Annotated in this window: 18 protein-coding genes; 3 read left to right on the top strand and 15 right to left on the bottom strand. The window is 54.7% G+C overall.

Going from position 1 to position 24,740, the window contains the following annotated elements; genetic code table 11:
• Position 1 precedes the first annotated feature (1 nt).
• Complete coding sequence (gene lysS, locus I6L53_RS03765; protein ID WP_042322137.1) at positions 2–1,519, top strand: lysine--tRNA ligase; 1,518 nt, start codon at positions 2–4, stop codon at positions 1,517–1,519.
• 67 nt (positions 1,520–1,586) lie between these two features.
• On the opposite strand, the gene idi is transcribed toward lysS, so the two are convergent.
• The 11 genes from idi to mocA all read right to left on the bottom strand — a co-directional run bounded on the left by idi (position 1,587) and on the right by mocA (position 17,282).
• Positions 1,587–2,132, bottom strand: coding sequence for an isopentenyl-diphosphate Delta-isomerase (gene idi, locus I6L53_RS03770; RefSeq protein ID WP_042322139.1), 546 nt, complete (start codon positions 2,130–2,132; stop codon positions 1,587–1,589).
• Positions 2,133–2,265: 133 nt separating this feature from the next.
• A complete protein-coding gene (locus tag I6L53_RS23595) occupies positions 2,266–2,391 on the bottom strand; it encodes a hypothetical protein (protein WP_094465713.1) in 126 nt (41 codons plus the stop codon).
• A gap of 1 nt (position 2,392) precedes the next feature.
• Positions 2,393–3,841 carry a nucleobase:cation symporter-2 family protein gene (locus tag I6L53_RS03775; protein WP_042322141.1) on the bottom strand — a complete coding sequence of 483 codons (1,449 nt, stop codon included), beginning with the start codon at positions 3,839–3,841 and terminating at the stop codon, positions 2,393–2,395.
• A gap of 63 nt (positions 3,842–3,904) precedes the next feature.
• Positions 3,905–5,272: a guanine/hypoxanthine transporter GhxQ gene (gene ghxQ, locus I6L53_RS03780; protein ID WP_042322143.1), complete on the bottom strand. Its 1,368-nt coding sequence runs from the start codon at positions 5,270–5,272 to the stop codon at positions 3,905–3,907.
• A gap of 32 nt (positions 5,273–5,304) precedes the next feature.
• Positions 5,305–6,621, bottom strand: coding sequence for a guanine deaminase (guaD, locus tag I6L53_RS03785; protein ID WP_042322145.1), 1,317 nt, complete (start codon positions 6,619–6,621; stop codon positions 5,305–5,307).
• A 17-nt stretch (positions 6,622–6,638) separates the two neighbouring features.
• Positions 6,639–8,039, bottom strand: coding sequence for a nucleobase:cation symporter-2 family protein (locus I6L53_RS03790; protein ID WP_042322148.1), 1,401 nt, complete (start codon positions 8,037–8,039; stop codon positions 6,639–6,641).
• Between the two features lie 162 nt (positions 8,040–8,201).
• Positions 8,202–11,072, bottom strand: coding sequence for a molybdopterin-dependent oxidoreductase Mo/Fe-S-binding subunit (locus I6L53_RS03795; RefSeq protein ID WP_042322152.1), 2,871 nt, complete (start codon positions 11,070–11,072; stop codon positions 8,202–8,204).
• A complete protein-coding gene (gene ygfM / locus I6L53_RS03800) occupies positions 11,069–11,848 on the bottom strand; it encodes a molybdopterin-dependent oxidoreductase FAD-binding subunit (protein WP_042322155.1) in 780 nt (259 codons plus the stop codon). The genes I6L53_RS03795 and ygfM overlap by 4 nt, the downstream gene beginning before the upstream one ends.
• Before the next feature lie 46 nt (positions 11,849–11,894).
• Complete coding sequence (ssnA, locus tag I6L53_RS03805; RefSeq protein ID WP_042322157.1) at positions 11,895–13,223, bottom strand: putative aminohydrolase SsnA; 1,329 nt, start codon at positions 13,221–13,223, stop codon at positions 11,895–11,897.
• Positions 13,224–13,225: 2 nt separating this feature from the next.
• Positions 13,226–16,330: a putative selenate reductase subunit YgfK gene (gene ygfK / locus I6L53_RS03810; protein ID WP_042322159.1), complete on the bottom strand. Its 3,105-nt coding sequence runs from the start codon at positions 16,328–16,330 to the stop codon at positions 13,226–13,228.
• Between the two features lie 364 nt (positions 16,331–16,694).
• The gene (mocA, locus tag I6L53_RS03815) at positions 16,695–17,282 is read right to left on the bottom strand and encodes a molybdenum cofactor cytidylyltransferase (protein WP_042322161.1); all 588 of its coding nucleotides are present in this window, start codon (positions 17,280–17,282) and stop codon (positions 16,695–16,697) included.
• A gap of 48 nt (positions 17,283–17,330) precedes the next feature.
• On the opposite strand from mocA, the gene yqeC reads away from it, so the two are divergent.
• Positions 17,331–18,098 (top strand): selenium cofactor biosynthesis protein YqeC, encoded by a 768-nt coding sequence (gene yqeC / locus I6L53_RS03820; protein ID WP_042322165.1) that lies wholly within the window; start codon positions 17,331–17,333, stop codon positions 18,096–18,098.
• Between the two features lie 48 nt (positions 18,099–18,146).
• The gene (gene yqeB / locus I6L53_RS03825) at positions 18,147–19,772 is read left to right on the top strand and encodes a selenium-dependent molybdenum cofactor biosynthesis protein YqeB (RefSeq protein WP_042322167.1); all 1,626 of its coding nucleotides are present in this window, start codon (positions 18,147–18,149) and stop codon (positions 19,770–19,772) included.
• 58 nt (positions 19,773–19,830) lie between these two features.
• Here the strand turns inward: yqeB and arcC are convergent, their stop codons facing one another.
• Genes arcC through dpaL form a run of 4 tightly spaced genes read right to left on the bottom strand, consistent with a single transcriptional unit; the run spans position 19,831 to position 24,699 of the window.
• Complete coding sequence (gene arcC, locus I6L53_RS03830) at positions 19,831–20,763, bottom strand: carbamate kinase (RefSeq protein ID WP_042322170.1); 933 nt, start codon at positions 20,761–20,763, stop codon at positions 19,831–19,833.
• A 13-nt stretch (positions 20,764–20,776) separates the two neighbouring features.
• Complete coding sequence (hydA, locus tag I6L53_RS03835) at positions 20,777–22,183, bottom strand: dihydropyrimidinase (protein ID WP_042322172.1); 1,407 nt, start codon at positions 22,181–22,183, stop codon at positions 20,777–20,779.
• A gap of 48 nt (positions 22,184–22,231) precedes the next feature.
• Complete coding sequence (locus I6L53_RS03840) at positions 22,232–23,443, bottom strand: YgeY family selenium metabolism-linked hydrolase (protein WP_042322173.1); 1,212 nt, start codon at positions 23,441–23,443, stop codon at positions 22,232–22,234.
• Between the two features lie 59 nt (positions 23,444–23,502).
• Positions 23,503–24,699, bottom strand: a complete 1,197-nt coding sequence (gene dpaL / locus I6L53_RS03845; RefSeq protein WP_042322174.1) for a diaminopropionate ammonia-lyase — start codon at positions 24,697–24,699, stop codon at positions 23,503–23,505.
• Positions 24,700–24,740: the final 41 nt, after the last annotated feature.

Genomic DNA, 24,740 nt, shown 5'->3' on the forward strand with positions numbered 1-24,740 from the left:
CATGTCTGAACAACACGCACAGGGCGCTGACGCGGTAACCGATCTTAATAACGAACTGAAAACGCGCCGTGAGAAGCTGGCTGGCCTGCGCGAGCAGGGTATCGCTTTCCCGAACGATTTCCGTCGCGATCACACCTCAGACCAACTGCACGCTGACTTCGATGCGAAAGAGAACGAAGAGCTGGAAGCGCTGAACATCGAAGTGTCCGTTGCAGGCCGCATGATGACCCGTCGTATCATGGGTAAAGCGTCCTTTGTGACGTTGCAGGACGTGGGCGGTCGTATTCAGCTGTACGTTGCTCGCGACGACCTTCCGGAAGGCATTTACAACGAGCAGTTCAAAAAATGGGACCTCGGCGACATCCTCGGCGCGAAAGGGAAGCTGTTCAAGACCAAAACGGGCGAACTGTCTATCCACTGCACCGAATTACGTCTGCTGACCAAAGCGTTGCGTCCGCTGCCGGATAAATTCCACGGTCTGCAGGATCAGGAAGCGCGCTATCGTCAGCGCTACCTGGACCTCATCTCTAACGATGAGTCCCGCAACACCTTTAAAGTGCGCTCTCAGATCCTGGCGGGCATTCGTCAGTTCATGGTTGGTCGCGGTTTTATGGAAGTTGAGACCCCGATGATGCAGGTGATCCCAGGCGGCGCGTCTGCGCGTCCGTTTATCACCCATCACAATGCGCTGGATCTGGACATGTACCTGCGTATTGCGCCGGAACTGTACCTGAAGCGTCTGGTGGTTGGCGGCTTCGAGCGCGTGTTCGAAATCAACCGTAACTTCCGTAACGAAGGGATCTCCGTGCGTCATAACCCTGAGTTCACCATGATGGAACTCTACATGGCGTATGCGGACTATAAAGATCTGATCGAACTGACGGAGTCACTGTTCCGTACGCTGGCGCAGGACGTGCTGGGTAAAACGGAAGTCCCTTACGGCGATGAAGTGTTCGATTTCGGCAAGCCGTTCGAAAAACTGACCATGCGCGAAGCGATCAAGAAATACCGTCCGGAAACGGAAATGGCTGAACTGGATAACTTCGACTCTGCCAAAGCGATCGCTGAATCTATTGGTATTAAGGTCGAGAAGAGCTGGGGTCTGGGCCGTATTGTGACGGAAATCTTCGAAGAAGTGGCCGAAGCGCATCTGATTCAGCCGACCTTCATTACCGAGTACCCGGCAGAAGTGTCTCCGTTGGCACGTCGTAATGACGAGAACCCGGAAATCACCGATCGCTTTGAGTTCTTCATTGGCGGTCGTGAGATCGGTAACGGCTTTAGCGAGCTGAACGATGCGGAAGATCAGGCGCAGCGCTTTCAGGATCAGGTTGACGCGAAAGCGGCGGGCGACGACGAAGCGATGTTCTTCGACGAAGATTACGTCACCGCGCTGGAACACGGTCTGCCGCCGACTGCAGGTCTGGGTATTGGTATTGACCGTATGGTTATGCTGTTCACTAACAGCCATACCATCCGTGACGTCATCCTGTTCCCGGCGATGCGCCCGGTAAAATAAGCGGTGAAATGTCGGATAGCGTTACGCTTGCCGTAGGCCGGATAAGCGTAGCGCCATCCGGCGTCAATTAACGCCGGCAATATTCTCGCAGTCGCTCGCGCGCATCATCATCAGCAGCCTGCATCACCATCCACGGGCTGAAGGCCCAGGGCGTCATGCGAATTGCGCATAAAACATCCTCCAGATTGCTCCACTGATAATCCATCACTTCGTCGCAATTGACCCGCAGTTCACCGATCACCCGTGCAGAATAGACCGGGCAAACCTCATTCTCTACGATCCCACTGGGATCGGTCGCCCGGTAGCGGAAGGCAGGGTAGACGGGAGTCAGACTGGCAATCTCTACGCCCAGCTCATGACGGCAGCGGCGGATAATGGCCTCTTCGTCACTTTCACCTTGTTGAGGATGGCCGCAAACCGAGTTTGTCCAGACACCCGGCCACGCTTTTTTCGCAAGCGAGCGGCGGGTCACCAAAAGTTGCCCCTCTGCATTGAACAGCCAGGAAGAGAAGGCGAGATGCAATGGCGTATTAACGGTGTGGGCGCTGTATTTTTCCAGCGTGCCGGAAGGGGTGTCCTGTGCATCCAGCAAAATGACGTGTTCCTGTCGCATAATGTCTCACTGTAACTCTTAAGCACATACCAGTATATGAGATCTCAGGTCGCAATGATTAGCTCAGGGAGCGTTTAACGCCGGAATGTGACATCCGCATCCTGCGATACGGATGTCGGGAGCGGGCGCGATTTTAGAAAAACAGCAGCATAAACTGGAAGCGACTTTCGATACCCAGTGCAATGCCGTCTGAAATGGCGGGTATCGACATCAGCATGAGCAACAGTAGGGCGATCAGGCCGCGCAGAAAGAGATTCATGCTATTCATCCTGCTGATTTTTTTTCAGTTTGCGCATCAGCAACCACATTCGCACCGTTCTGACCTTCAGGTTTTTATCCGAGACGGATTCCTGTACCAGTCCGGTATGGTGGTGGTAGCCATTGAAAAACAGATTCAATACAACAGCGCTGAAGGTGGCCAGCATAATGCCGCTGTGCAGCAACGGCTGGAGAACGGCAGGCAGGCGAGAAAAAAAGTCATGCGATAACGTCGGCGTCATGCCGACACCCAGGCTAATGGCCACAATGTAGAGGTTGTAACGGTTTGTGGTGTAATTGCAGCGCGAGAGAATGCGGATACCGGTTGCCAGTACCATGCCAAACATCACCAGGCCTGCGCCGCCAAGGACGAACTGCGGAATGGAGGCGACCAGAACCGCCATTTTCGGCACCATACCAAACAAAATTAAGATGACGCCAGAGGCGATGCAGACCCATCGGCTGTGCACGCGCGTGACGCTGACCAGGCCAACGTTTTGGGAAAACGAGGTATGGGGAAAGCTGTTAAACAGTCCGCCAATCATTGTCCCAACGCCATCCACGCGCAGGCCACGAATGATATCCTGCGAAGAGAGTTTGCGACCGACGATCTCGCCGAGTGCCAGGAACATCCCCATCGATTCAATAAACACAATAATCAGCACGGCGGTCATGGTCAGAATCGACACCGGATCAAAGACGGGGGTACCGAAGGCCATCGGTGTGACAATCGCGAACCACGAGGCATCGTGCAGACCTGACAAATTTACTTCGTTCATCATCCATGAGAGCGCAAAACCAAAGATGATCCCCAGCAGGACAGCGACGTTGGACATAAAACCTTTGGCATATCGGGTGATTAATAAAATAAAAATTAAGACCGCAAACGAAATACCTAAATAGACCGGATTACCATATTCAGGATTGCCCTTCCCGCCCGCCGCCCAGTCAACGCCCACCTGAATGATGCTCAGACCAATTGAGGTGATCACCACCCCCGTCACCAGCGGTGGAAATAACGGCATCAGGCGACCGATAAGCGGCGCCAGGAGTGTGGTGATCGCTCCTGCGGCGATGGTTGAGCCAAAAATTCCCAACAAACCGATATCCGGGTTGATGCCAATCGCAATCATCGGCGTCACGGCAGCAAACGTCACCGACATAATTACGGGCAGGCGAATCCCCATAAAACGGCCAATGCCAACACATTGCAGCAGAGTAACGATCCCGCAGCAAAAGAGATCAGAACTGATTAGCAGCGCGATGGCTTCTTTACTGAGGCCGAGCCTGTCGCCAATCATCAGCGGTACAGCGACCGCACCTGCGTACATGACCAGCACGTGCTGTAAACCGAGAACGACCAGCTTGCCTGGCGATAACAGGCGGTCGACCTCATCGGTAGCGCGGCCTTGCCCCGAAGATGAGGGATGGTGGGAATCTATGGCGCTCATGCGTTTTCTCCTGAAGGGTGAGGCCGATAGAACAGCTCCGCGCGCGTTTGCGCGGAGCGTCGCTTAAATTGCCCATCCGCCGGCGTAGAACGCGACCAGCGCGACGGTAATGATGACGGTACCGATATTCAGCTTCTGCCATTCCCGGGCAAACACACGCCCGACAACCAGCGTCACGAAACCGAGCATAATGCCGGTGACGATATTACAGGTCAGGACGATAAAGACCGCGCAGACCAGACCGGCCATCGCATCGATGAAGTCATCGAAATCCAGTTTTGAAACGTTACTGAGCATCAGCAAGCCGACGTACATCAGCGCAGGGGCGGTCGCATAGCCTGGGATCAGGTAAGAGAGAGGTGATAAGAACAGGATGAGCAGGAATAAACAGCCGACGATGGTGGCGGTCAGCCCCGTTTTTCCTCCGGCGGCGGTTCCCGCAGCGGATTCAATATAGACGGCCGCCGGTGCTGCGCCCACCAGTCCGGAAAACACGGAACTGATAGAGTCGCTGGTCAGCGCTTTACCGCCGTTGATGATCTGGTTGTCCTTATCGAGCAGATTCGCCTGCCCGGCGACAGCGCGGATGGTGCCGGTGGCATCGAAAACCGCTGTCATCACCAGTGCCAGTACGCTGGGCAGCACCGCGGGTTGTAAGGCTCCCATGATATCAAGGCTAAAAATCAGAGACTTACCATCTTCACCGCTCAGACTGGGCATAGCAACCAGACCGTGAAATTTGACGGCGGGATCAAATATCAAACCGATAACGGAGATGGCGATAATCACCAGCAGGATCCCGCCGGGGATGCGGCATTTCTCCAGCCCGAAAATGACCGCCAGTCCCAGCAGACTCATCAGAACCGGAAATGAGGTAAATGCGCCTAGTGCCACCGGAAGTCCTTCCAGCGGGTTTTTAATCACCATGCCGACGCCGTTCGCCGCGATCAGCAACAGGAACAGCCCAATGCCAATCCCGGTGCCATGCGCGATACCCATGGGTAAGTTTCGCAGGATCCAGGTCCGGACCCCGGTAACCGAGATAGCGGTAAAAATCACCCCCATCAGAAAAACTGCTCCGAGGGCGACGGGAATCGAGATCTGCTGGCCCAGCACCAGGCTGAATGCGGTAAAGGCGGTTAGCGAAATTGCACAGCCGATCGCCATCGGCAGGTTGGCCCAGAGTCCCATCAACAACGAACCGAAGCCTGCAACAAGACAGGTAGCGACAAAGACGGCGGCGGGTGGGAATCCCGCTTTCCCCAGCATTCCGGGCACGACAATGACCGAATAGACCATTGCCAGAAAGGTGGTCAACCCGGCCAATATCTCCTGGCGCACGGTACTGCCACGCTCAGTAATCTTGAAATAATTATCCAGCGCGCCGCGAGGTTTCGACGTGCCGGGGGTTTGCAGTATATCTCCAGACATAATGATGTCCTCAGCAGGATGTTAGCGTTCTGTCAGGTCCGTTCGTACACCAGACGCCCATCGACGTAGGTGCGGTAAATTGAGCGATCGTCGCCCAGCGTCATCATCACGAACAATTTGTCGACCAGGGATTTTGAGTTGTCATAGCGCAGTTGCTGCAGCGGCGTCGCCGTTGGTTCCAGCACCACAAAGTCCGCCTCTTTGCCCGACGTAAAGTTGCCAATAAGATGGTCGAGGCCCAGTGCTTTCGCGCCACCGAGCGTCGCCAGGTAAAATGCTTCGTATGCCGAGAGTCGGTAGCCCTGCAATTGCACCACTTTGTAGGCTTCGTTCAGCGTTTGCAGCATGTTGAAAGTGGTGCCCGCACCGATATCGGTTCCCATGCCGACGTTGATTTTCTTACGCCAGGCTTTTTGCAGGTTGAACAAACCGCTGCCGAGATAGAGGTTTGAGGTTGGACAAAAGGCGATGCTGGAGTGGGTTTCACTCAGGCGATCCCACTCTTTCTCTTCCAAATGTATGCAGTGGGCGAAGACGCAGTTTTTGCCCGTCAGTCCGTACTGGTGATACACATCCAGATAGCCGTCATGTTCAGGATAGAGTTCTTTAACCCAGGCAATTTCGTCTTTATTTTCACAGAGATGGGTATGCAGCCAGGTATCGGGATATTCTTCACGCAGACGCTGCGCCATTACCATTTGCTGCGGGGAAGAGGTCGGCGCAAAGCGCGGCGTGATGGCATACAGCAGACGACCATTTTTATGCCAGCGTTCAATTAACGCCTTACTTTGCAGGTAGCTGCTTTCGGCATCGTCCAACAGGTAATCCGGTGCGTTACGATCCATCATCACTTTGCCGGCGATCATGCGCATATTGATATGGCTTGCGGCTTCGAATAATGCATCAACGGACTGTGGATGCACCGTACCAAAAACCAGCGCGCTGGTGGTGCCATTACGCAACAGTTGCTTAATAAAAAAAGCCGACATCTCGCGTGCGTATTCCAGATCCTCGTAACGTTTTTCGGTCGGGAAGGTGTGTTTATTCAGCCATTCCAGCAACTGTTCGCCATAGGCACCGACCATTTCGCTCTGGGGGTAGTGGATATGCGTATCAACGAATCCCGGCACGACCAGTTTTCCGCGATAGTCACGGACACGGATGGCGTCAGGGATTCGATGTTTCCCTTCTTCCCATTCGCCAAACCATTCGATTTTCCCCTGGCGAATCAGCAACAAGCCGTCTTCCACAAATCGTAGCGCTGAGGCAATTTCTTCCGGGTCTTCGGCGGTGCGGGTGACGTCAATAAAGCTGCCGCGCACCGCTTTCAACGTATGTTCTCCAGACATCGTAAACTCCTTTACCGTTAGTCCGCTTCCTCCGGGGAGGCGATGCCCGGCAGCACTTCTTCAGGCCGGTAACCTCCAGGGAGAATGATATTCAGTAGAATGGCGGTCAGTCCGCCTGCGCAGATGGGGTTTTCCACCAGTACATAAATTGAGGCTGGCAGGATTTTGAAAATTTCCGGGTCATAGGAGACACCCAAACCCAGCCCCAAAGAGGTGGCGACAATCAGCGTTTCACGGCGTTTAAGCCCGTTGGTGATGATGATGCGGATCCCGGCGATTGCGATCATTGAGAACATCAGCGTCATCGCTCCCCCCAGTACCGCCGAGGGAATCGTGGTGAAGAAGCCGCCAATCATCGGAAACAGACCAAGCAACACCAGCATGACGGCGATTGTGCGCCCGATATAGCGTGAGGCGACGCCGGTCATCTGAATAACGCCGTTGTTTTGCGCAAAGGTCGTCAAGGGGAGTGAACCCACCGCAGAGGCAATGACGGAGACCAGTCCATCAGCCAGCACCCCGCCCTTCAGGCGCGACTGATATTCATCCCCCTGAATCGGGCGTCTGGAAACCATCGCCGTCGCGGTAATGTCTCCTACAGCCTCCAGCACGCTGAGTAGATAAATGGTCCCGACGACCAGAAAGTGATGAAAATTGAACTGAAAACCGTATTTAAAGGGGGTCGGGATGGTGACCCACGGCAGATTGCGTATACCACTGAAATCCACCATGCCAAGGCACAGAGAGACAACATAGCCCACGCACAGGCCGATTGCGATGCCACCCATTCTCAGTAACGGACTGCGGCAGCAGTTAAAACCGATCACCACGATCAGCACCAGCAACCCGACGCCAATGTTCTCGTAATTCCCGTAGGTGCCGCTGCTTTTCGCCGCAAAGCCGCCGCCAAAATCGATGATCCCGACTTTAATCAGGCTCAGGCCAATCATCAGCACCACTATGCCGCTGACGGTCGGGGTAATGACTCTGCGCAAGTAAGGCAGAATGAAAGACGATCCCACCACCAGAAATGCCCCGACAAATGAAACGCCGAGCAGCGATGACATGATCAACTCTTCATGAAATCCGTCGTTTTTCATCCCGCTGCCCAGGGCAATCATCACCGTGACAAAGGAGAAATTGACCGACTGAATCGAGAGTAAACCGGAGCCGACCATGCCATAGCGATTGACCTGCAGCCAGGTACCGATGCCGGAGGCAATCATCGCCATTGAAACCAGGTAGGCGGTGGTTTCCGCCGAGAGCTGTAGCGCGGTGCCGACAATTAATGCGGGTGTGACCATGGGAACAAAGATGGCCAGCAGGTGGGTGATCGCGCCAATAATTGACTGATGAAAGGGAGGGCGATCCTCCAGTTCGTAAATCAGATCTGAGCCTGCACGTGATATATCAGACATCCCTTCACTCCTTAATAAGTAAATTTGATCATCTGAATCAGCAGAATTAAATTCTGCGAATTTGAGGCGCAGGTTGCCCTGAGAACGGCTTATCTCATTTCCGCAGACGGCATTTAATCATTATTGAGTCATGAAAGCGGGCCGCCTGAGCGGCCCACGTCGCTACATTTTTTCCAGTGCGGTCAGTATTTTCTCCGGTGTGAAGTGCCATTCGCGTAACCATACGCCGCAAGCATCATGAATCGCGGTGGCAATGGCGGGCGCCGCACCGTTTACGCCAATTTCAGAGATCGATTTGGCACCATAGGGGCCGACTTTGTCGTCGCTCGGCACCAGCACGGCACGAAAATCTCGAGGGATATCGCCAATTTTGGGGGCGCCATAGCTGCGCAGGTCGCGGGTCAGTGGATGGCCTTCAGGATCATAGAGGATCTCCTCAGTCAGACTGTGACCGATCGCCCGCATCGACGCACCGTAGATTTGCCCCAGCGCGAGTTCCGGGTTGACCGGCGTGCCGCAGTCCAGCAGCGCGTAGAACTTGTCGAGACGAATTTCGCCGGTGCGGGTATTCACCGCGACTTCGGCGAAGTTCGCTCCATAGGGGAAAGCGAAGTCTGCGGTGATGTAACTGGCCGTGGCGACCAGCGTGCCAAAACCGGTCCCCGTCTCTGCTTTATGCGCGATTTCACCATAGCTTACTTCTCCCTGCTTGCCGCGCACGACGCCAGGGGCCGCCAGTTGAACATCAGAAACGGGTTCGCCCAGCATTTGTGCACCGTGAAAAAGGATTTTTTCGCGCAGGTTTTCCGCCGCCTTACGCGCCGCATTCCCCGAGAAGCAGGTGCCGGATGAGGCGTAAGCGCCTTTGTCGAAGAGCGCATGATCCGTATCGCCGGAGATGACATGCACGTCTTCTGGCGCGCAGTGCAGCACTTCCGCTGCCAGCTTGGTGACGACGGTATCCAGTCCAGTGCCGATATCCGCACCGCCGGAATGGACGATGAAGGTGCCATCGGATTCCAGTTTGATCATGCAGTTGGCCTGATCGATATCCGGGATCCCTGATTTCTGCATGATAATGGCGACTCCGCGACCGGTACGCCAGTCACCGTCCTGCGGCTTGGGTGAAGACCAGTCGATCATCTTCCGTCCCTGGCGCAGGATCTCTTCCAGCGCACAGCTGGCGGCGGAAGGAACGGACGTTGGCGCTTTCCCTTCGCCGATCGCACCGAGTATCTTCAGTTCCTGTCCTTCGTGAACCCGGTTGCGCTCGATGATCTCCAGTTGGTCAATTTGCAGTTGTTCGGCAAGCTCGGCTAACGCCATTGTCATCGCAAAAGTGCCTTTCGGCGCACCATAGCCCTGATACGCCCCAGTCGGGCAGATATTGCTGTAGTACGTGGTGACCTGGAAATCGACGTTGTCGCAAGGGTACAGCGGTAACGAAAGTGCCGGACCGTTGCTCGGTACGGTCAGAGAATGGTTGCCGTAAGGGCCAGTATTGGCGCGGAAGTCCATTTTAACCGCCGTCAGGCGACCATCTTTCTTCGCGCCAAGCTTAACCGTGACTTTCGCAACGTGACGGGAGGTATTGGCAATGAACTCCTCTTCACGGGTATAACGGAAATAGACCGGGCGTCCGGTCACACAGGTCGCCCAGGCGCAGACTTCTTCCAGCAGGATATCCTGTTTGGAACCAAAGCCGCCGCCGACGCGCTCTTTAATGACGTGGACCTTGTGTTGTTTCATGCCAACGAGACGGGCCACCTGGCGGCGAAGGTGCCATGGTACCTGAGTTGAGGCGTGAATGATCAGACGATCGCCATCCATGCGGGTAAAACAGATATGAGGCTCTGCCGGGCACTGTTGCGCCTGTGTGGAATGGTAGGTGCGCTCAATAATCACATCCGCTTCGGCAAAACCTTTCTCCATGTCGCCGATATGACCATGGATACTGGCGGCGATATTTTTCCGGGGACGAGAACCAATCGGGAAGTTGATGATCATATGCTCGCCACGCTGGGCGGCATGGCGGTTGTCTTCTTCCAGCGTCTCCGGCGCGCCAGCGACGTATACCACGGGTTCATCGTGGACGACTGGGGCATCGTCCGCCATCGCTTCGTCAATCGACAATACCGGTTTAAGCACATCGTATTTCACGTCGATAAGCGCCAGCGCTGCCAGTGCAATCTCTTCGCTTTCTGCAACCACGGCGGCAACGCGATCGCCGACGTGGCGCAGTTTCTTACCGAACATGCGACGGTCGAGCGGGGAGGGTTCCGGCGCACTCTGTCCGCCTGGCGTATAGTAGATATCGGGACAGTTGCGATGCGTGATGACGTGAACCACGCCGGGTAGCGCTTCGGCTTTGCTGACGTCGAGATGAGTAATCAGCGCATGGGCGTGCGGACTGCGCAGCATTTTAATCACGCAGGCGTCAGGAGTGATCCGGTCTTCCACATAGCAGGGTTTGGCCTGGACCATTTTGGCTGCATCCGTTTTTGGCCAGGGCTTACCAATGACCGCGAGATCGTCGCGGAAAGTTGGTGCTACGGTAATATGGGCTTGCGGATCGTTTTTACGTGCCACCGCCAGTTCGATCACCTGATAATATTGCTGCCAGCCCGCGTCACGGCTGAACAGACCGGACAATGCATCGTCAATCTCTTCACGCGTAGGGAGCGCGATGCGCTCCAACAGATCGCTGATGATCAGCGCGGCGGCCGGATCGTTATAACCGGACTGCACGACGCCGACATCCACCATCGCCTGTTGAACGAGGCTCAGCGCATTCCACTTACCGAGTGATTCGCTGGTGCGGATCTCCGCGTGATCCAACTGAGCGGCAATCAATAATGAGGCATTGACGATGCGACCGTTATAAAGAATCGCGTCCGAACCGGCGAAACCGAATCCGTCATCGCTGTTACGTACCGAGTGCATGCCCAGGTTGAACAATAGTTTCTGTACGTTTTCGCCCGGGTTAATCTTCATTTCACGGACCGTGCCGTTCAATGTGAAGTGAATCATCATACAACGTCCTCCCCGAGCATCAGACAGTCTGCATACAGATCGGCCACGACCACGCCGGTGATGTAGCGCTTATAGGCAGCGCTACCTCGAATATCATCCTGTGGGAATATGGCGTTAGCGACCATTTGTTCCAGTTCTGCACCTTCGCGCATTTGTGTTTCCACATCACGCAGGCGTTGCGCTTTGCCCGCCACGCCATCCAGCGCGATACAAATACCACCATGTTCTGTTAACGCGACCGCCGCTGTCACGACGGTTAATCCGGCTTGTGAACGGCTTACTTTGCGGGTGGCGCAAGGACGGAAGGGATCTTTAATGATAATTTCGGTGAGCAGGCGATCGCGTGGGGAGGCGAGATAGCTTTCCAGCGACAGGGTTTCGCCATCACCACAAACCAGCTGGGCGTCCAGCGCCAGCAGGGCGGGGAGTAACACAGATTCTTTCTGTTGTGCGGCAATCTCTCCGCCGAGAGTTGACTGGTTACGTAAATGACGCGAGTAAATAAAGCCGATCGCCTCCCGCAGTGCTGCCGGGAGATAACGGGCATCGTGTAAAGGTTGCAGACGGGTCATCGCTCCAATGCGCAATGTGCCATTGTCCCAGTCGATCCACTCCAGTTCCAGATCCTGTAGTGAAATAGCAATTCGCTTATCGGTACGCGTTGGCGTGGCGTTGAGTTTGCTGCCCCCGGCAAACCACACGGCGTCCTCCTGATAGCGACGCTTGAGTTCCAGCGCCTGGTCAACGGAGTCGGGCCTGAAAAATTGTTCAATCATCAATCATTCCTCATCACTCCCTCTCCCGTTCAGAAGAGGGTATGGGCTATGCCAGCGCATCCATTCGCCGCCACATGCTGGCGGCGGCTTTTCGGGCCTGCGCATAAATTGAATCGGTATCGAAAGTGAACTGACGGTCTTCATATACCATCACGCCATTCACCATCACGCTGTGCACGCTGCCTGAACCGAGGCCGAAGGCGATATGCCCGGCAACGTTTTCGGCGATCAGCGGCGTCGGCGACGAATAGTCAAGGAGGGTTAAATCGGCCTTATAACCGGCTTGCAGTTGGCCAAAGTTTTCCCCGAAGTTGCGGTGCAACAGCTCGTTGCCATTTGCCAGCGCTTTCGCAAAGCTGTCAGGCCACAGAGGACCGCCCGCGTCGCGATGTTTGAAGAAGGCAAATTTCATCTCTTCCAACATGTCGGAGCCGATGCCGTCCGTCCCCAGCGCCAGATTGCGAATGTGGGTAAGGTGGTGGTTGTAACCCACATGGTTATTCATGTTGGAGCGGGCATTGTGTACCAGGAAGGCATCTTGCTGATTCAGCAACGCGATATCTTCTCCGGACAGGTACAGACCGTGCGCCACCAACGTTTTACTGTCGATAAGCCCGTATTCCGCCAGCCGGACCAGCAGGTCTTTACCATACAGATGATGGCTGTGGGAGACATCGTAACTGTCTTCCGCCGCATGGATGTGCAGCCCGCGCCCGGTGATGCTGATGGCCTCACGCAACATCTCCAGACCGGCATCTGGTACGGTAAACGGGGCGTGCGCGCCAATGTGCGCTTCCACCAGGTACGGCTCGCTACCGGTCTCCCGAGCGTGGTCTATCTGGCGGGCGAAGCGGATATTCTCTTCGACGCTGGCCTGCAACTCTTTGATTCCCTCGTTACGATCGGTGGTTTCAAAGCAGGTCATTGCCCGCAGGCCCACCTTTAAAAATGCTGAACGTAGTGTAGAAAGCGACCCTTGTATGTAGCCCGGCGAGGCGTGGTGATCGATCACCGCAGAGCATCCGCTCTTAATTGCCTCCATTGAGCAAATCAGCCCGCTGTAGTAGAGCGATTCTTCGTCAAGAGCACGGTCCAGACGCCACCACAGGTTTTTCAGCGTCGAGATAAAGTCCGGGCTGGGAGCGATATTGGCCTGGATCCCGCGTGATAAACCGGAATAAAAGTGGTTATGCGCGCAGACCAGGCCCGGCATCACGATTCGCCCGTGCATCTCTTTCCATTGCGCCTGCGGGTAGCGCTGCGTCAGGGCATCGCCCACTTCAACGATCGCGTCTTTGTCGATCGCAATATCCACACCTTCGCGCACGCTGGCCGGATGAAGTTGTACGGCAGTGACATTTTTCAGAATCAACATGATTACACCTCCACGCGGCCTAACAGGTAATGGTGACGCTGGTGGACATAGCTGATGATTCGGCACATGTCATCCAGCTCCGGCGGGATGCTGGCGAACTGCCCATCGCTGCTGATGTTCAACACCCAGCTTTGGTCGTTTAACCGGACTCTGACCCGATCGTCTTCCACCAGGAAACCGGGGTTAGTGCTGTTGTCGAAATCCTGCGGTAGGCTAAAGAGCGTGACTTTGTCTTTATACGGCTTGCCCTGCCACGGGCAGAATTGGGCGCAGTTACCGCATTCGTTGCAGTAAGCATCCAGGTGCAGCGTCTGGAAGCGGTTCTGGAAGCCAGGAACGGGAATCGACACATTGGCGCGGTTTGGACAGACATCCACGCATTTGCTGCAGACATAGTTGCATTCAAGACAGCGGGCCGCTTCCTGGACGACAAAGGCGTCGCGGTCGTCTTTATCGACCCTTGCGATCGCTATCTCGCCTTTACGCTGATAGATTTTAGCGGGACTGACATTACTCCAGCGCTTATCGTCGTGGTGTGAGCGGATATTTTCTCGCCAGAGGATGGTATCCGTGGCCCGGCGCGCAGAGCCGATGGCAGCAACAATGGATGACGGACCGCGCTGGACATCGCCAATCATGAACACGTCGGAGAGACGGGTTTCGCCATTGTTGTTCACCTCTGGCCAACCTTTGCTATCCAGCGGTACGCCCATTGCGCTCAGCGCGTCGCTGTCCTGTTGTTCACCAATGGCGGTAATCAGGCTATCGATATGCAGGGTCAGCGTTTCGTCGGTTTCCATCGGACGGCGACGCCCTTTCTCATCCGGCTCCCCGAGCGTCATGACGCGCAGGGTGAGTGTGCCATCCGCATCAAAACGTTCCGGATTGTTGAGGAAACGGAACTCAACTCCGTCATGCAGGGCTTCTTCATACTCTTCACGCCAGGCGGGCATCTCCTGTAGCGAACGACGGTAGACCACCGTGACGTTTTCCACACCCGGTACGCGTAATGCCGCTCGGGCACAGTCCATTGCCGTGTTACCCGCACCGACGATCGCCACATGTTTACCGAGCGTCAACGCCGTTCCCTGGTTGTATTCGCGCAGGAAAGGGAGTGATTTCCAGATGTTGGGGTTGTCGCCATCGAGCTTCACGCCGCTGTTTTTATCCGTACCGGTTGCGATCAGAACATAGTGGAAACCCTGATCTTTCAGGCCTTGAACGGTCATATCCGGTGCACAGCCATATTCGAACTTCACGCCGTGATCGGCGACAAAATCGATATCGTGTTGGATGAGTTCTGCCGGAATACGGAACTGGGGAATGATATTTTTCACCACGCCACCCGCATTGGCTTCGCGTTCGAATAGCGTCACGGGATGTCCTGCCCGGGCCAGGAAGTAACCGGCGGCAAGCCCGGCAGGACCCGCGCCGATGACCGCAACAGGATGACGTGAACCCGAGCCTGCAGGTTTATGCCAGCGTTGTTTGTACTCTTCCCACCCTTTTTCCAGCGCCACTTTCTTCAGTTCACGAATGTTAAGCGCACTGTCGTAGTCCAGACGGGTACAGTTGTACTGGCATTGATGATCGCAGATATGACCGGTGATCGCAGGGAGGGCGTTTCGTTGATAGATCAGTTCCAGGGCATCGGCGTAACGCTGTTCACCAAGCAGGCGAATATACTCCGGAATATCCTGTTTGATAGCGCAGGCTGTAACACAAGGGGCCACGTAGCAGTCGGTCAACGGCAAGTCATCGGCAACGTCGATGCGTTCTTCGGGCTTCCAGTTTTTCTGGGTGTAGGCCATCGTGACGGCCTCTTCCGCCAGCCGATCCAGACGCGCGACATCGACATGTTCCATTCCCCACGCATCTGAAGATTCCAGCTCACGCATACAGGCGCTCAGACGCAGGTAACCGCCCGGTTTTAACAGGTCAGTCGCCATCGTGATCGGGCGGATTCCGGTGTCGAAGATATCGCGGATGGTCAACTGGCTGGCACCGCCGGAATAGGAGATGGGTAATTTGCCGTCAAACGCCCGGGAAAGCACGGCGGCCACATTGATCGAGAGAGGGAACAGCGCCCGGCCGGACATATACATCTCTTCACCGGGAAGCGCGCCTTTATGATTAATGGTGCCGAGGGTATTGGTGAGTTTGACGCCGAAACCCAGCGATTTTTCTTTTGCCAGCGTCATCAACCGCTGCAACATTTCCAGCGCCTGAGTGAGCTTGAGATCGTGTTCAAACGACTCCTCTTTTAAGCCGACATAAGCAAAACCGCAGTTATCCAGAATTTCACGCGCGCGTGGGTAACCCAGGAGCGTCGGATTGAGCTTCACAAAGGTATTCAGCCCTTTTTCTTCCAGCATGTAGCGGCAGATGGCTTCTATTTCGTGCGGCGGACAACCATGCATCGTGGATAACGTGACGCCCTGCACCAGTTTTGCGGGAATACGTGCTGGCAGCGCCTGTAGATGCTGTCGATGTTCGTTCAACCCGTGACGCGCCAGGAACGTCTCATCGTGCAGCCATTGCTGTAGTGTGTTGCGATATTGCGCGAACTTAGGATGCGCCGACGCGTCCATCATGTTGTCGATGAACTGTTGCATGGGCGGTTGCTTGATACCATCAAGGTTATAGCCGACGCTCATATTAAAAATGAACGATTTACCGGTACCGGCTTCCGAAGGTTGCAGCAGTTGCTCCAGTAAATGCAGTGCGAACCAGGCTTTAAGATACTCATCCCACGCTTTCAGCAGGGTAAATTCAGTCGACCATTCGGTATTGAAGCACTCATCCTCCGCATCGATACAGGGTTTTTCCAACTCCAGCCGATCGAGAATTTGGACTGTTTTGAGTTCAATGAATCGGCCGCCTGTCAGCCAGGAGGTGATGATATTTTGTGCGAGTTGAGTGTGCGGGCCAGCGGCGGGACCGACGGGAGTGGCACAGGTTTCACCGAATACATTTATCGATTTGCCTTTTTTCGGTGAATAGAACTGTTGCTCAGGAATACCAAAGATCGAGCGTTGCTGCTGATATTCATCAAATAGGCGCGTCAATAGTTCCTCAAATGGAATCGGACGCATTATATCCCCCATAACCCTCTCCTTAGCTTTACTCGACCTCCTTCAGGGTGTTGCAAGGCAACGGGAAGGAGCGCGTGTTCATAAATGTCATCGGTTGACCGGAACTGATAAATCCGGCGGTTTGGAGAGATAGAGCAACATTCACACCACTCTGACAAAGCAACGTCATAAAAATATAATTTTGTGAAGCGGTTCTAATCTTAAGTCCGCTTTGTGAAATATCTCACAAATGCCAAATGAGAATGAAAATCAGCCGGGAGGATAATTGCGGGAAGGTATTTCATTACCGCATTCTGTTTTTCTCAAAAATGGCGATCTCTTATCATTATGATAAGTGAAAGATGGCCGGGGGAATTTCTTTAACGCAATCGTTTAACTACAGGTTTGTTATTTGTTTGTGCCGATCCTGCACATTGATAAAATCCTCTGGGGTATCAATATCCAGAGTGATCTGAACATCGTTCATTTCAATGATATTATGTTTTCCGCGCAGCAATGCCTGACGCATACTACTCACATCCGGTTGGGATATGGCCTGCAACAAGCATTTTTTAGAAAGTAAAATAGGATGTCCTGGCTGGCCGTGATAGCAGGGGATAAGGGCATTATCGTTTCGTAACATCCAGATTTTACGAAAGATATCGCGGTTCAGCTCTGGCATGTCACCGTGTGTAATGAAGCAATATTTACTCCGCACGGCGGTAGCGCCAACCTTAATTGATGTAAATAATCCCTGCGCATAATCCGGATTGTGCGTAATAATAATATTGGGCTGATTCGCATAGCGATTATGTAACTCAGTTGCGCGATAACCGGAAACTAATATCACTCTGTTACAAAATTGCAGCGCGTTTTTGATACTTGCATCAAGAATTGTGCCTTCACGCCAGGGTAACATCATTTTCCATTTTCCCATTCTGGATGATAACCCGGCAGCAGTAATTATACAGTCGACAACAGGCATAGCGATTCCATAATGTCTATTAGACGTTGTGTCACTTCAGAGAGGCTTATGAGTATATCGGGTCATGCTTCTTTATTCTTTGATTTAGGTGCACAGAAACGGCCTGCGGTTATTTCAGTTGTCGGTGCCGGTGGGAAAACCAGTACCCTTTTCTGGCTCGCACGTCTCTTTCAATTATCAGGTCGACGGGTAATTATCACCACGACGACGCATATGTTTCTGCCTGACCCGCGCTGGCCGATCCTTTTCTGTCGGGAGCCCGCCGGATTGCCATCCCACACCTTAATGCAACCCATCATAACCTGTTTTCAGTCATGGAAAGCGCCATTGGGAAAAGCGCGTGGTTTCTCGCCAGACGCCATCGATGCGCTAGCCCGGCGGGCGGAATGTGACGTGGTTCTCGTCGAGGCAGACGGTGCCCGCGGAATGCCGCTCAAAGCGCCAGATGAGCACGAACCTTGCATGCCTGAAAGCAGTTGCTGCGTGATTGCCGTTATGGGGGCACACCTTCTGGGAAAAAACGTAGGGGCAGAGCAGGTGCATCGCTGGCCGCAGTTTGCCGGGATTACTGGCCTGACGGAGGGATCCCCCTTACCACTGAAGGCGCTTATTCGACTGGTTCAGCATCCACAGGGCGCATTCAAAAATGCACCACCTGCCAGTCGACGAGTCTGGTTCCTCAATCGTTTTTCTCAATCTGAGAATGCTATTGATGAAAGTGAGCTCATCCAGCCTTTGTGGGACGGCGATGTGGAGGCTATCTGGCTGGGGAATGCCCAGGAAACGCCTGCAATCGCGCGCAGATTTGTGAGATAGCGACGCCGGTAACACCGGGTGACTGAAAGGATATCCATTGAGGTTCGTATGAATATTTTCACAGAGGCTGCAAAACTTGAAGAGCAAAACCGCCCATTTGCGCTGGCGCAGATTGTCGATAGTCGGGGTTCCACACCCCGGCATTCGGCACAGATGCTGGTGCATCAGGATGGGTCTATCGTGGGTACGATCGGCGGGGGAATGGTTGAGCGCAAAGTGATCGAGGAGGCGCTGCTGGCGTTGCAGGAAAGAAAGCCGCGTATGTTCCATGGTCGAATGGCCCGTAACGGTGTTGACGCTGTTGGTTCAGATTGCGGCGGCGCGATGTCGGTCTTTATTAGTGTGCACGGTCTGCGTCCGCGCCTGGTGTTAATTGGCGGCGGGCATGTGAACCGGGCGATTGCTCAGAGTGCGGCGCTGCTAGGGTTTGATATCGCCGTGGCGGATGTTTACCGCGAGAGCGTAAATCCGGACGCTTTTCCCCCTTCGGTACAGTTGTTACATGCCGATTCTTTTTCCGCGGCGGTGGATGCGCTGGAGATTCGTCCAGACAACTTTGTGCTCATTGCGACGAATAATCAGGATCGGGAGGCGCTGGACAAATTGATCGGGCAGCCCGTCGCGTGGTTGGGTTTGCTGGCGAGCCGTCGAAAAGTGCAGTTGTTCCTGCGTCAGTTGCGGGAAAAGGGCGTCGCTGAAGAGCATATTGCGCGTCTGCATGCGCCCGTTGGTTACAACATTGGTGCTGAAACGCCGCAGGAAATTGCGATCAGTGTGCTGGCGGAGATCCTACAGGTTAAAAACAATGCGCCTGGTGGGCTGATGATGCGGGCCGCACACCCGTCTGGTCATCAGCGTGTGGTGATTCGTGGCGCGGGGGATATCGCCAGCGGCGTGGCGCTACGTCTGTTCCATGCCGGTTTTAAAGTGATCATGCTGGAAGTGGATAAACCGACCGTCATTCGCCGTAGTGTCGCATTTGCACAGGCGGTTTTTGATGGCGAAACGATCGTGGAAGGCGTGACGGCCCGACTGGCCACCTCGTCTGCAGAGGCCGCGGCGTTAGCTGAGCGAGGCTTCATTCCGATACTGGTTGACCCCGCAGGTTCGTTGATTGACACACTGAAACCCGTCTGCGTTGTCGATGCTATCCTGGCAAAACAGAATTTGGGCACGCGGAAAGAGATGGCTCCCGTGACCATTGCGTTGGGGCCTGGGTTTACTGCGGGTGAAGACTGCCATGCGGTAATTGAAACGAATCGCGGACACTGGCTGGGACAGGTGATTTACGCCGGTTGCGCACAGGAAAATACCGGTATTCCCGGCAATATCATGGGGCATACTGCTCGCCGGGTGATCCGTGCGCCTGCCGCAGGCATCATGCGTGCCAGAGTGAAATTAGGCGATCTGGTGGAAGAGGGGGATGTGATTGCCTGGATTGGGGAAAACGAAATCAAAGCACCGCTGTCGGGTATGGTGCGCGGCCTATTAAGCGACGGGCTGGCGGTAGTGGGCGGCTTTAAGATCGGCGATATCGATCCACGTGGCGAGACGGCTGATTTTACCAGCGTCTCCGATAAGGCGAGAGCGATAGGCGGCGGTGTGCTGGAAGCGCTAATGATGCTGATGCATCAAGGGGTGAAGTCAACGAATGAGGTGCTTGAAGTGGCGTAAAGCGAGTTGCCGGGTAAGCGAATCGCCCCCGGCAAACGCACAGGACAGACGTATCAGACTACTGGCAGATAACGGTGCCGGTTTTTCCTTCAATCCCTTCTTTCGCTTTACTCAGCACCGTAATCAGGGCTTCCCGACCTGGTCGGGAGCGAGCAAACGAAGCCGCGGCCTCAACTTTAGGCAGCATGGAACCTTTGGCAAAATGTCCCTCGCTGATAAAACGTTCCGCATCGCTCAACGACAGACGATCCAGCCATTGCTCATTTTCTTTGCCAAAGTTAATCGCCACTTTTTCGACAGCTGTCAGAATGATGAGCATATCCGCATCGATCATCTCTGCCAGGCGGGCACTGGCCCAGTCCTTGTCGATCACCGCGCTGGCGCCACGCAGATGGTTACCCTCACGAATCACCGGAATTCCGCCTCCGCCCACGGTAATGACCACCTGTCCGGCCTCAACCAGCGCTTTGACGGTCTCTTTCTCAATAATGTCTACCGGCTTAGGTGAAGCAACGACGCGACGATAACCGCGGCCAGCATCTTCTTTAAGCGTATAACCTTGTTTTTCCAGCTGTTCCGCTTCTTGCTGGGTGAAGAATGAACCAATGGGTTTGGTAGGATTCAGGAACGCCGGATCGTTGGCATCGACCTCTACCTGTGTCACCAGCGTGGCGACAGGTTTGTGCATTCCACGTGAGAGTAATTCTTCGCGCAGCGCATTTTGCAGATCGTAACCGATGTAGCCCTGGCTTAATGCCACACAGACGGACATCGGCAGCATTGGAGAGTGCGCTTCTGTTTTTGCCGCCGCTTCAAATGCCTGGTTGATCATGCCTACCTGCGGCCCATTACCGTGGGTCACGATAACTTCATGACCCTGTGCGATGAGATCAACAATGGCTTGCGCCGTGATTTTGACGGCCTGCATCTGTCCGGCAAGATCGTCACCCAGCGCGTTACCACCCAGCGCGAGAACAATTTTCTTCCTCATTTTTCCTCACTTATCATACACAGTTGTCTGTTTCGCAAACGCCGGGCGGGGTGAACGGCTTACGCCGCAAGAAGCGTCCCCGGCCTGCTTTCCCTGTAAAAATGCCATCGCAGAAGATCGTTTCGCCACGCGACAGCGTTCTGACAATGGCTCCCTGACAGCGGAACCCCTCCCAGGGCGAATAGTCAGCGTTATCGTGCAGGCGGGCATGATGGATCACCTGGCTTTGACGGGGATCGATAATCACCACATCGCCATCAGCGCCAGGCGCCAGACTCCCCTTCTGCGGCCACAGGCCGAACAGCCTGGCGGGCATCGCACTGGTCAACGCGACAAAGCGTTCAGGGGTAATTCGTCCGCTCATGACACCTTCAGAAAAGAGCAGTTGCAGGCGGTTTTCCACACCGGGCAAACCATTCGGACAGCGGCTAAAATCACCGCCTGAGATCTGCAGGCGTTGTACACTTGAGAAGGTGCAGTGGTCCGTTGCCACCACGTCGATGGCACCGTCGCTGATGCCGCACCAGAGCTTGTCCTGTTCACGAACATTGCGTAGCGGCGGGCTGAGAATGAAGTTCAGGCCGTCTTCTCCGTCATAACGACGTTCATCCAGCAGCAGATATTGTGGACAGGTCTCTATCCACACGGGCTGATGATTCGCTTTCGCCAGGCGTAAATAGTCCAGCCCCAGACCGTTGGATAAGTGGACGATATACAGCGGCGCGTTCCCTGCAAGTTGTGCAAGATTGATCATCCGGGCGATGGCCTCGGCTTCACATTCCAGCGGTCTGCTCAGGGCGTGATAGCGCGGTGAGGTTAGGCCAGCGGCAATGAATTCGGCCCGTTTACTGGCGATAGCGGCGTCGTTTTCCGGGTGGACGGTGGTCAGCGCGCCGGACTTGTGCAGACGGCGCAGCACCTGCAAGGTTTCATCATCGTTGAGTTTGTACTGGTAGGTCAGATAGAGCTTGAAGCTGCTGATACCTTCTTCCACCATCATCGGGATCTCATCGAGGATGGCGTGATTGACGTGCTGAATGACGCCGTGGAAACTGTAGTCAATCGCCGCTTTATGCGCCGCATACCCCTGATAGATGTCCAGTTGATGGCGCAAGCGGCATCCTGTCGGACCAAATCCCATATGGTCGATAATGGTTGTTGTACCGCCACACGCCGCAGCGCGGGTGCCGGTAAAAAAATCATCACAGCTACGGGCGAGTCCTGTGTCGATATTGAAATGCGTATGCACATCCACGCCGCCAGGAAAAACGTAACATCCTGCTGCGTCAATAATTTCACATGAGGGCGGCGGCGTAATCTTCGCGTCAAGCTGGCGAACGATGCCGTTCTCAATCAGTAAGTCTTGTTTTGCCTGTCCATCGGCGTTAACGACGATGCCATTTTTAATTAATACGCGCATAGCACTCTCCGGAAATCCCCCGGTAAACCGGGGGAGGCAGATGGATTGTTATTTTGTTGCCAGCCAGGACAGTGGAATGGCAGCGTACATTGCGGCGCAGGTCACCAGATGTGATTTCCAGGTTTTTTCGTTTGGCGCGTGGGCTTCTGGTTCTTTACCCGGACCAAAACCGATCACCGGAATACCGTGACGTCCCATAATCGATACGCCGTTTGTGGAGAAGGTCCACTTGTCGACCACCGGTGCTTTGCCGAACAGTCCTTCATAAGCATTGACCAGCGCTTTGACGGTGAAGTGATCTTCTTCCACTTTCCAGGTCGGGAAGTAACATTCGGTGGGGTAAACCAGGCCGGTCCAGGAGGGGCGGTCATAGTTGTACATTGAGACCACCGCATTGGCAGCTTTCACTGCCGGCAGGGCGCGAATCTCTTCCAGCGCACCCTCCCAGGTTTCGCCCCAGGTCAGACGACGGTCGATAGAGACGGCGCAACTGTCCGCTACGGCGCAGCGGCTGGGTGACGTGAAGAAGATTTCAGAAACGGTTAAGGTTCCTTTCCCGAGGAAGTCGTCCCAGGCCAGATTCTGTGACAATTCCTGTAACTCGTTGAGGATTGGGCCCATTTTGAAGATGGCGTTATCACCGCGTTCCGGGGCGGAACCGTGGCAACTCACCCCCTGTACGTCAATGCGTATCTCCATGCGTCCGCGCTGGCCACGATAGACCTGGCAGTCGGTTGGTTCGGTGCTAACGACGAATTCCGGGCGGATACCGGATTGTTCAATGATGTACTGCCAGCACAGGCCGTCGCAGTCTTCTTCCTGTACCGTGCCGGTGACCAGCAGCGTGTACTCATCTTCCAGACCGAGATCTTTAATGATCTTCCCGGCGTAAACCATTGACGCCATACCGCCTTCCTGGTCTGACGTGCCGCGTCCGCCGATCAGTTCGTCGGTCTCCATCCCTTCATAGGGATCAAAATTCCAGTTCTTGATGTTGCCGATACCGACTGTATCGATATGCGCGTCCATCGCGACAAGGCGCGGACCATGACCGATGTATCCCAGAATGTTGCCCATCGGGTCAATCTCGACTTTATCAAAGCCGACTTTCTCCATTTCTTGCTTGATACGATGAATGACGCGTTTTTCATCGCAACTCTCGCTGGGAATGGCGACCATATCGCGCAGGAAACGCGTCATGTCCTCTTTGTAGTCGTTTGCTTTTTCAAGAATCAGTTTAAAGGGAATGTGCTTAGCCATGACTTTTCTCCAGTGTTCGCTCCCGAATCTCCTGGGGAGCGTTGTCCAATAGGGGGGGATTACAGTGCGACCGGATGTTTGCCTTCCCAGACCACTTCGCGGTAGTGCTTCACATCGGTATCGCCTTCGGTACTGATGACCAGCACAACGGCGTCTTTATCTAACGCCAGTTTGTTCATTAAGGCCTGACGCTGTGGGTGGTGATGGACGGCTGCCAGAATGCCTAATCCTACGGCCCCGGACTCACCGGAGATCACGCGTGGGTCGCTGCCAAAGGGATTGCCCAGCACGCGCATGCCCAGTGCGGCGACGCTGTCCTGGCAGGAGATAAACTGTGTGGCGCAGTTGCGCAGAATTTCCCAACCAAGCGGGTTAGGTTCGCCACAGGCCAGACCGGCCATGATGGTTGCCATATCCCCACCGACGTTGACAATGTCACCTTTCACGCCGGAACGATAAATACAGTCCGCTTTGTCCGGTTCGACGATGATGCTGTGCAGATTTTGTGGGCCATAGACGTCCACCAGATAGCCCAGCACGCCGCCCGCCATTGCGCCTACGCCGGCCTGTAACAGCACGTGAGTCGGCGTGACATCCATGGCGCGCATTTGCTCAACAGCCTCGTCGGCCAGCGTGGCGTATCCCTGCATAATCCAGGTAGGAATCTTGGTGTAGCCTTCCCAGGCGGTGTCCTGCACCACTTCCCAACCGTTCTGTTGGGCATGCTGCATCGTCAGGCGAACGGTATCGTCATAGTTCATATCGGTGACGATGCACTCTGCGCCGAGGTTGAGAATGGCGTCCACGCGCTCCTGGGCTGAGCCTTTCGGCATGTAAATCACCGCATTTTGTCCGAGCTGTTGTGCAGCCCAGGCAATACCGCGGCCGTGGTTGCCGTCGGTGGTGGTGGCGAACGTCATTTTTTCGCCGATGGCGTTTTTAAGCTGTTCGAAAGAGAGCGTCTCAATATCAAGATGATATTTCTCACACAGCAGGCAGGCGATGGCCCAGGCTCCGCCGAGCATCTTGAACGCGTTGAGTCCAAAGCGTTTTGATTCATCTTTGACGAGGATTTTTTTCACGCCAAACAGGCTGGCAAGGTCATCCAGCGCACAGAGCGGCGTTGGGTGGTAGCCAGCGATCTTTTGATGGAACTGGCGAGCCACTTTGGCCTGTTTTTGCGAAAAAAGGGGCGATGTCTCACCGTTGTAAAAGCGGTTATCGACAATATCGATCTTCAATGAGAAAACGGACATATCCTATCCTTTTGGCCTCCGGAAAGGAGAGCCGACCGGCA

This window comes from Citrobacter farmeri (assembly GCF_019048065.1).
In the GTDB taxonomy this organism is placed as follows: Bacteria; Pseudomonadota; Gammaproteobacteria; order Enterobacterales; family Enterobacteriaceae; genus Citrobacter_A; species Citrobacter_A farmeri.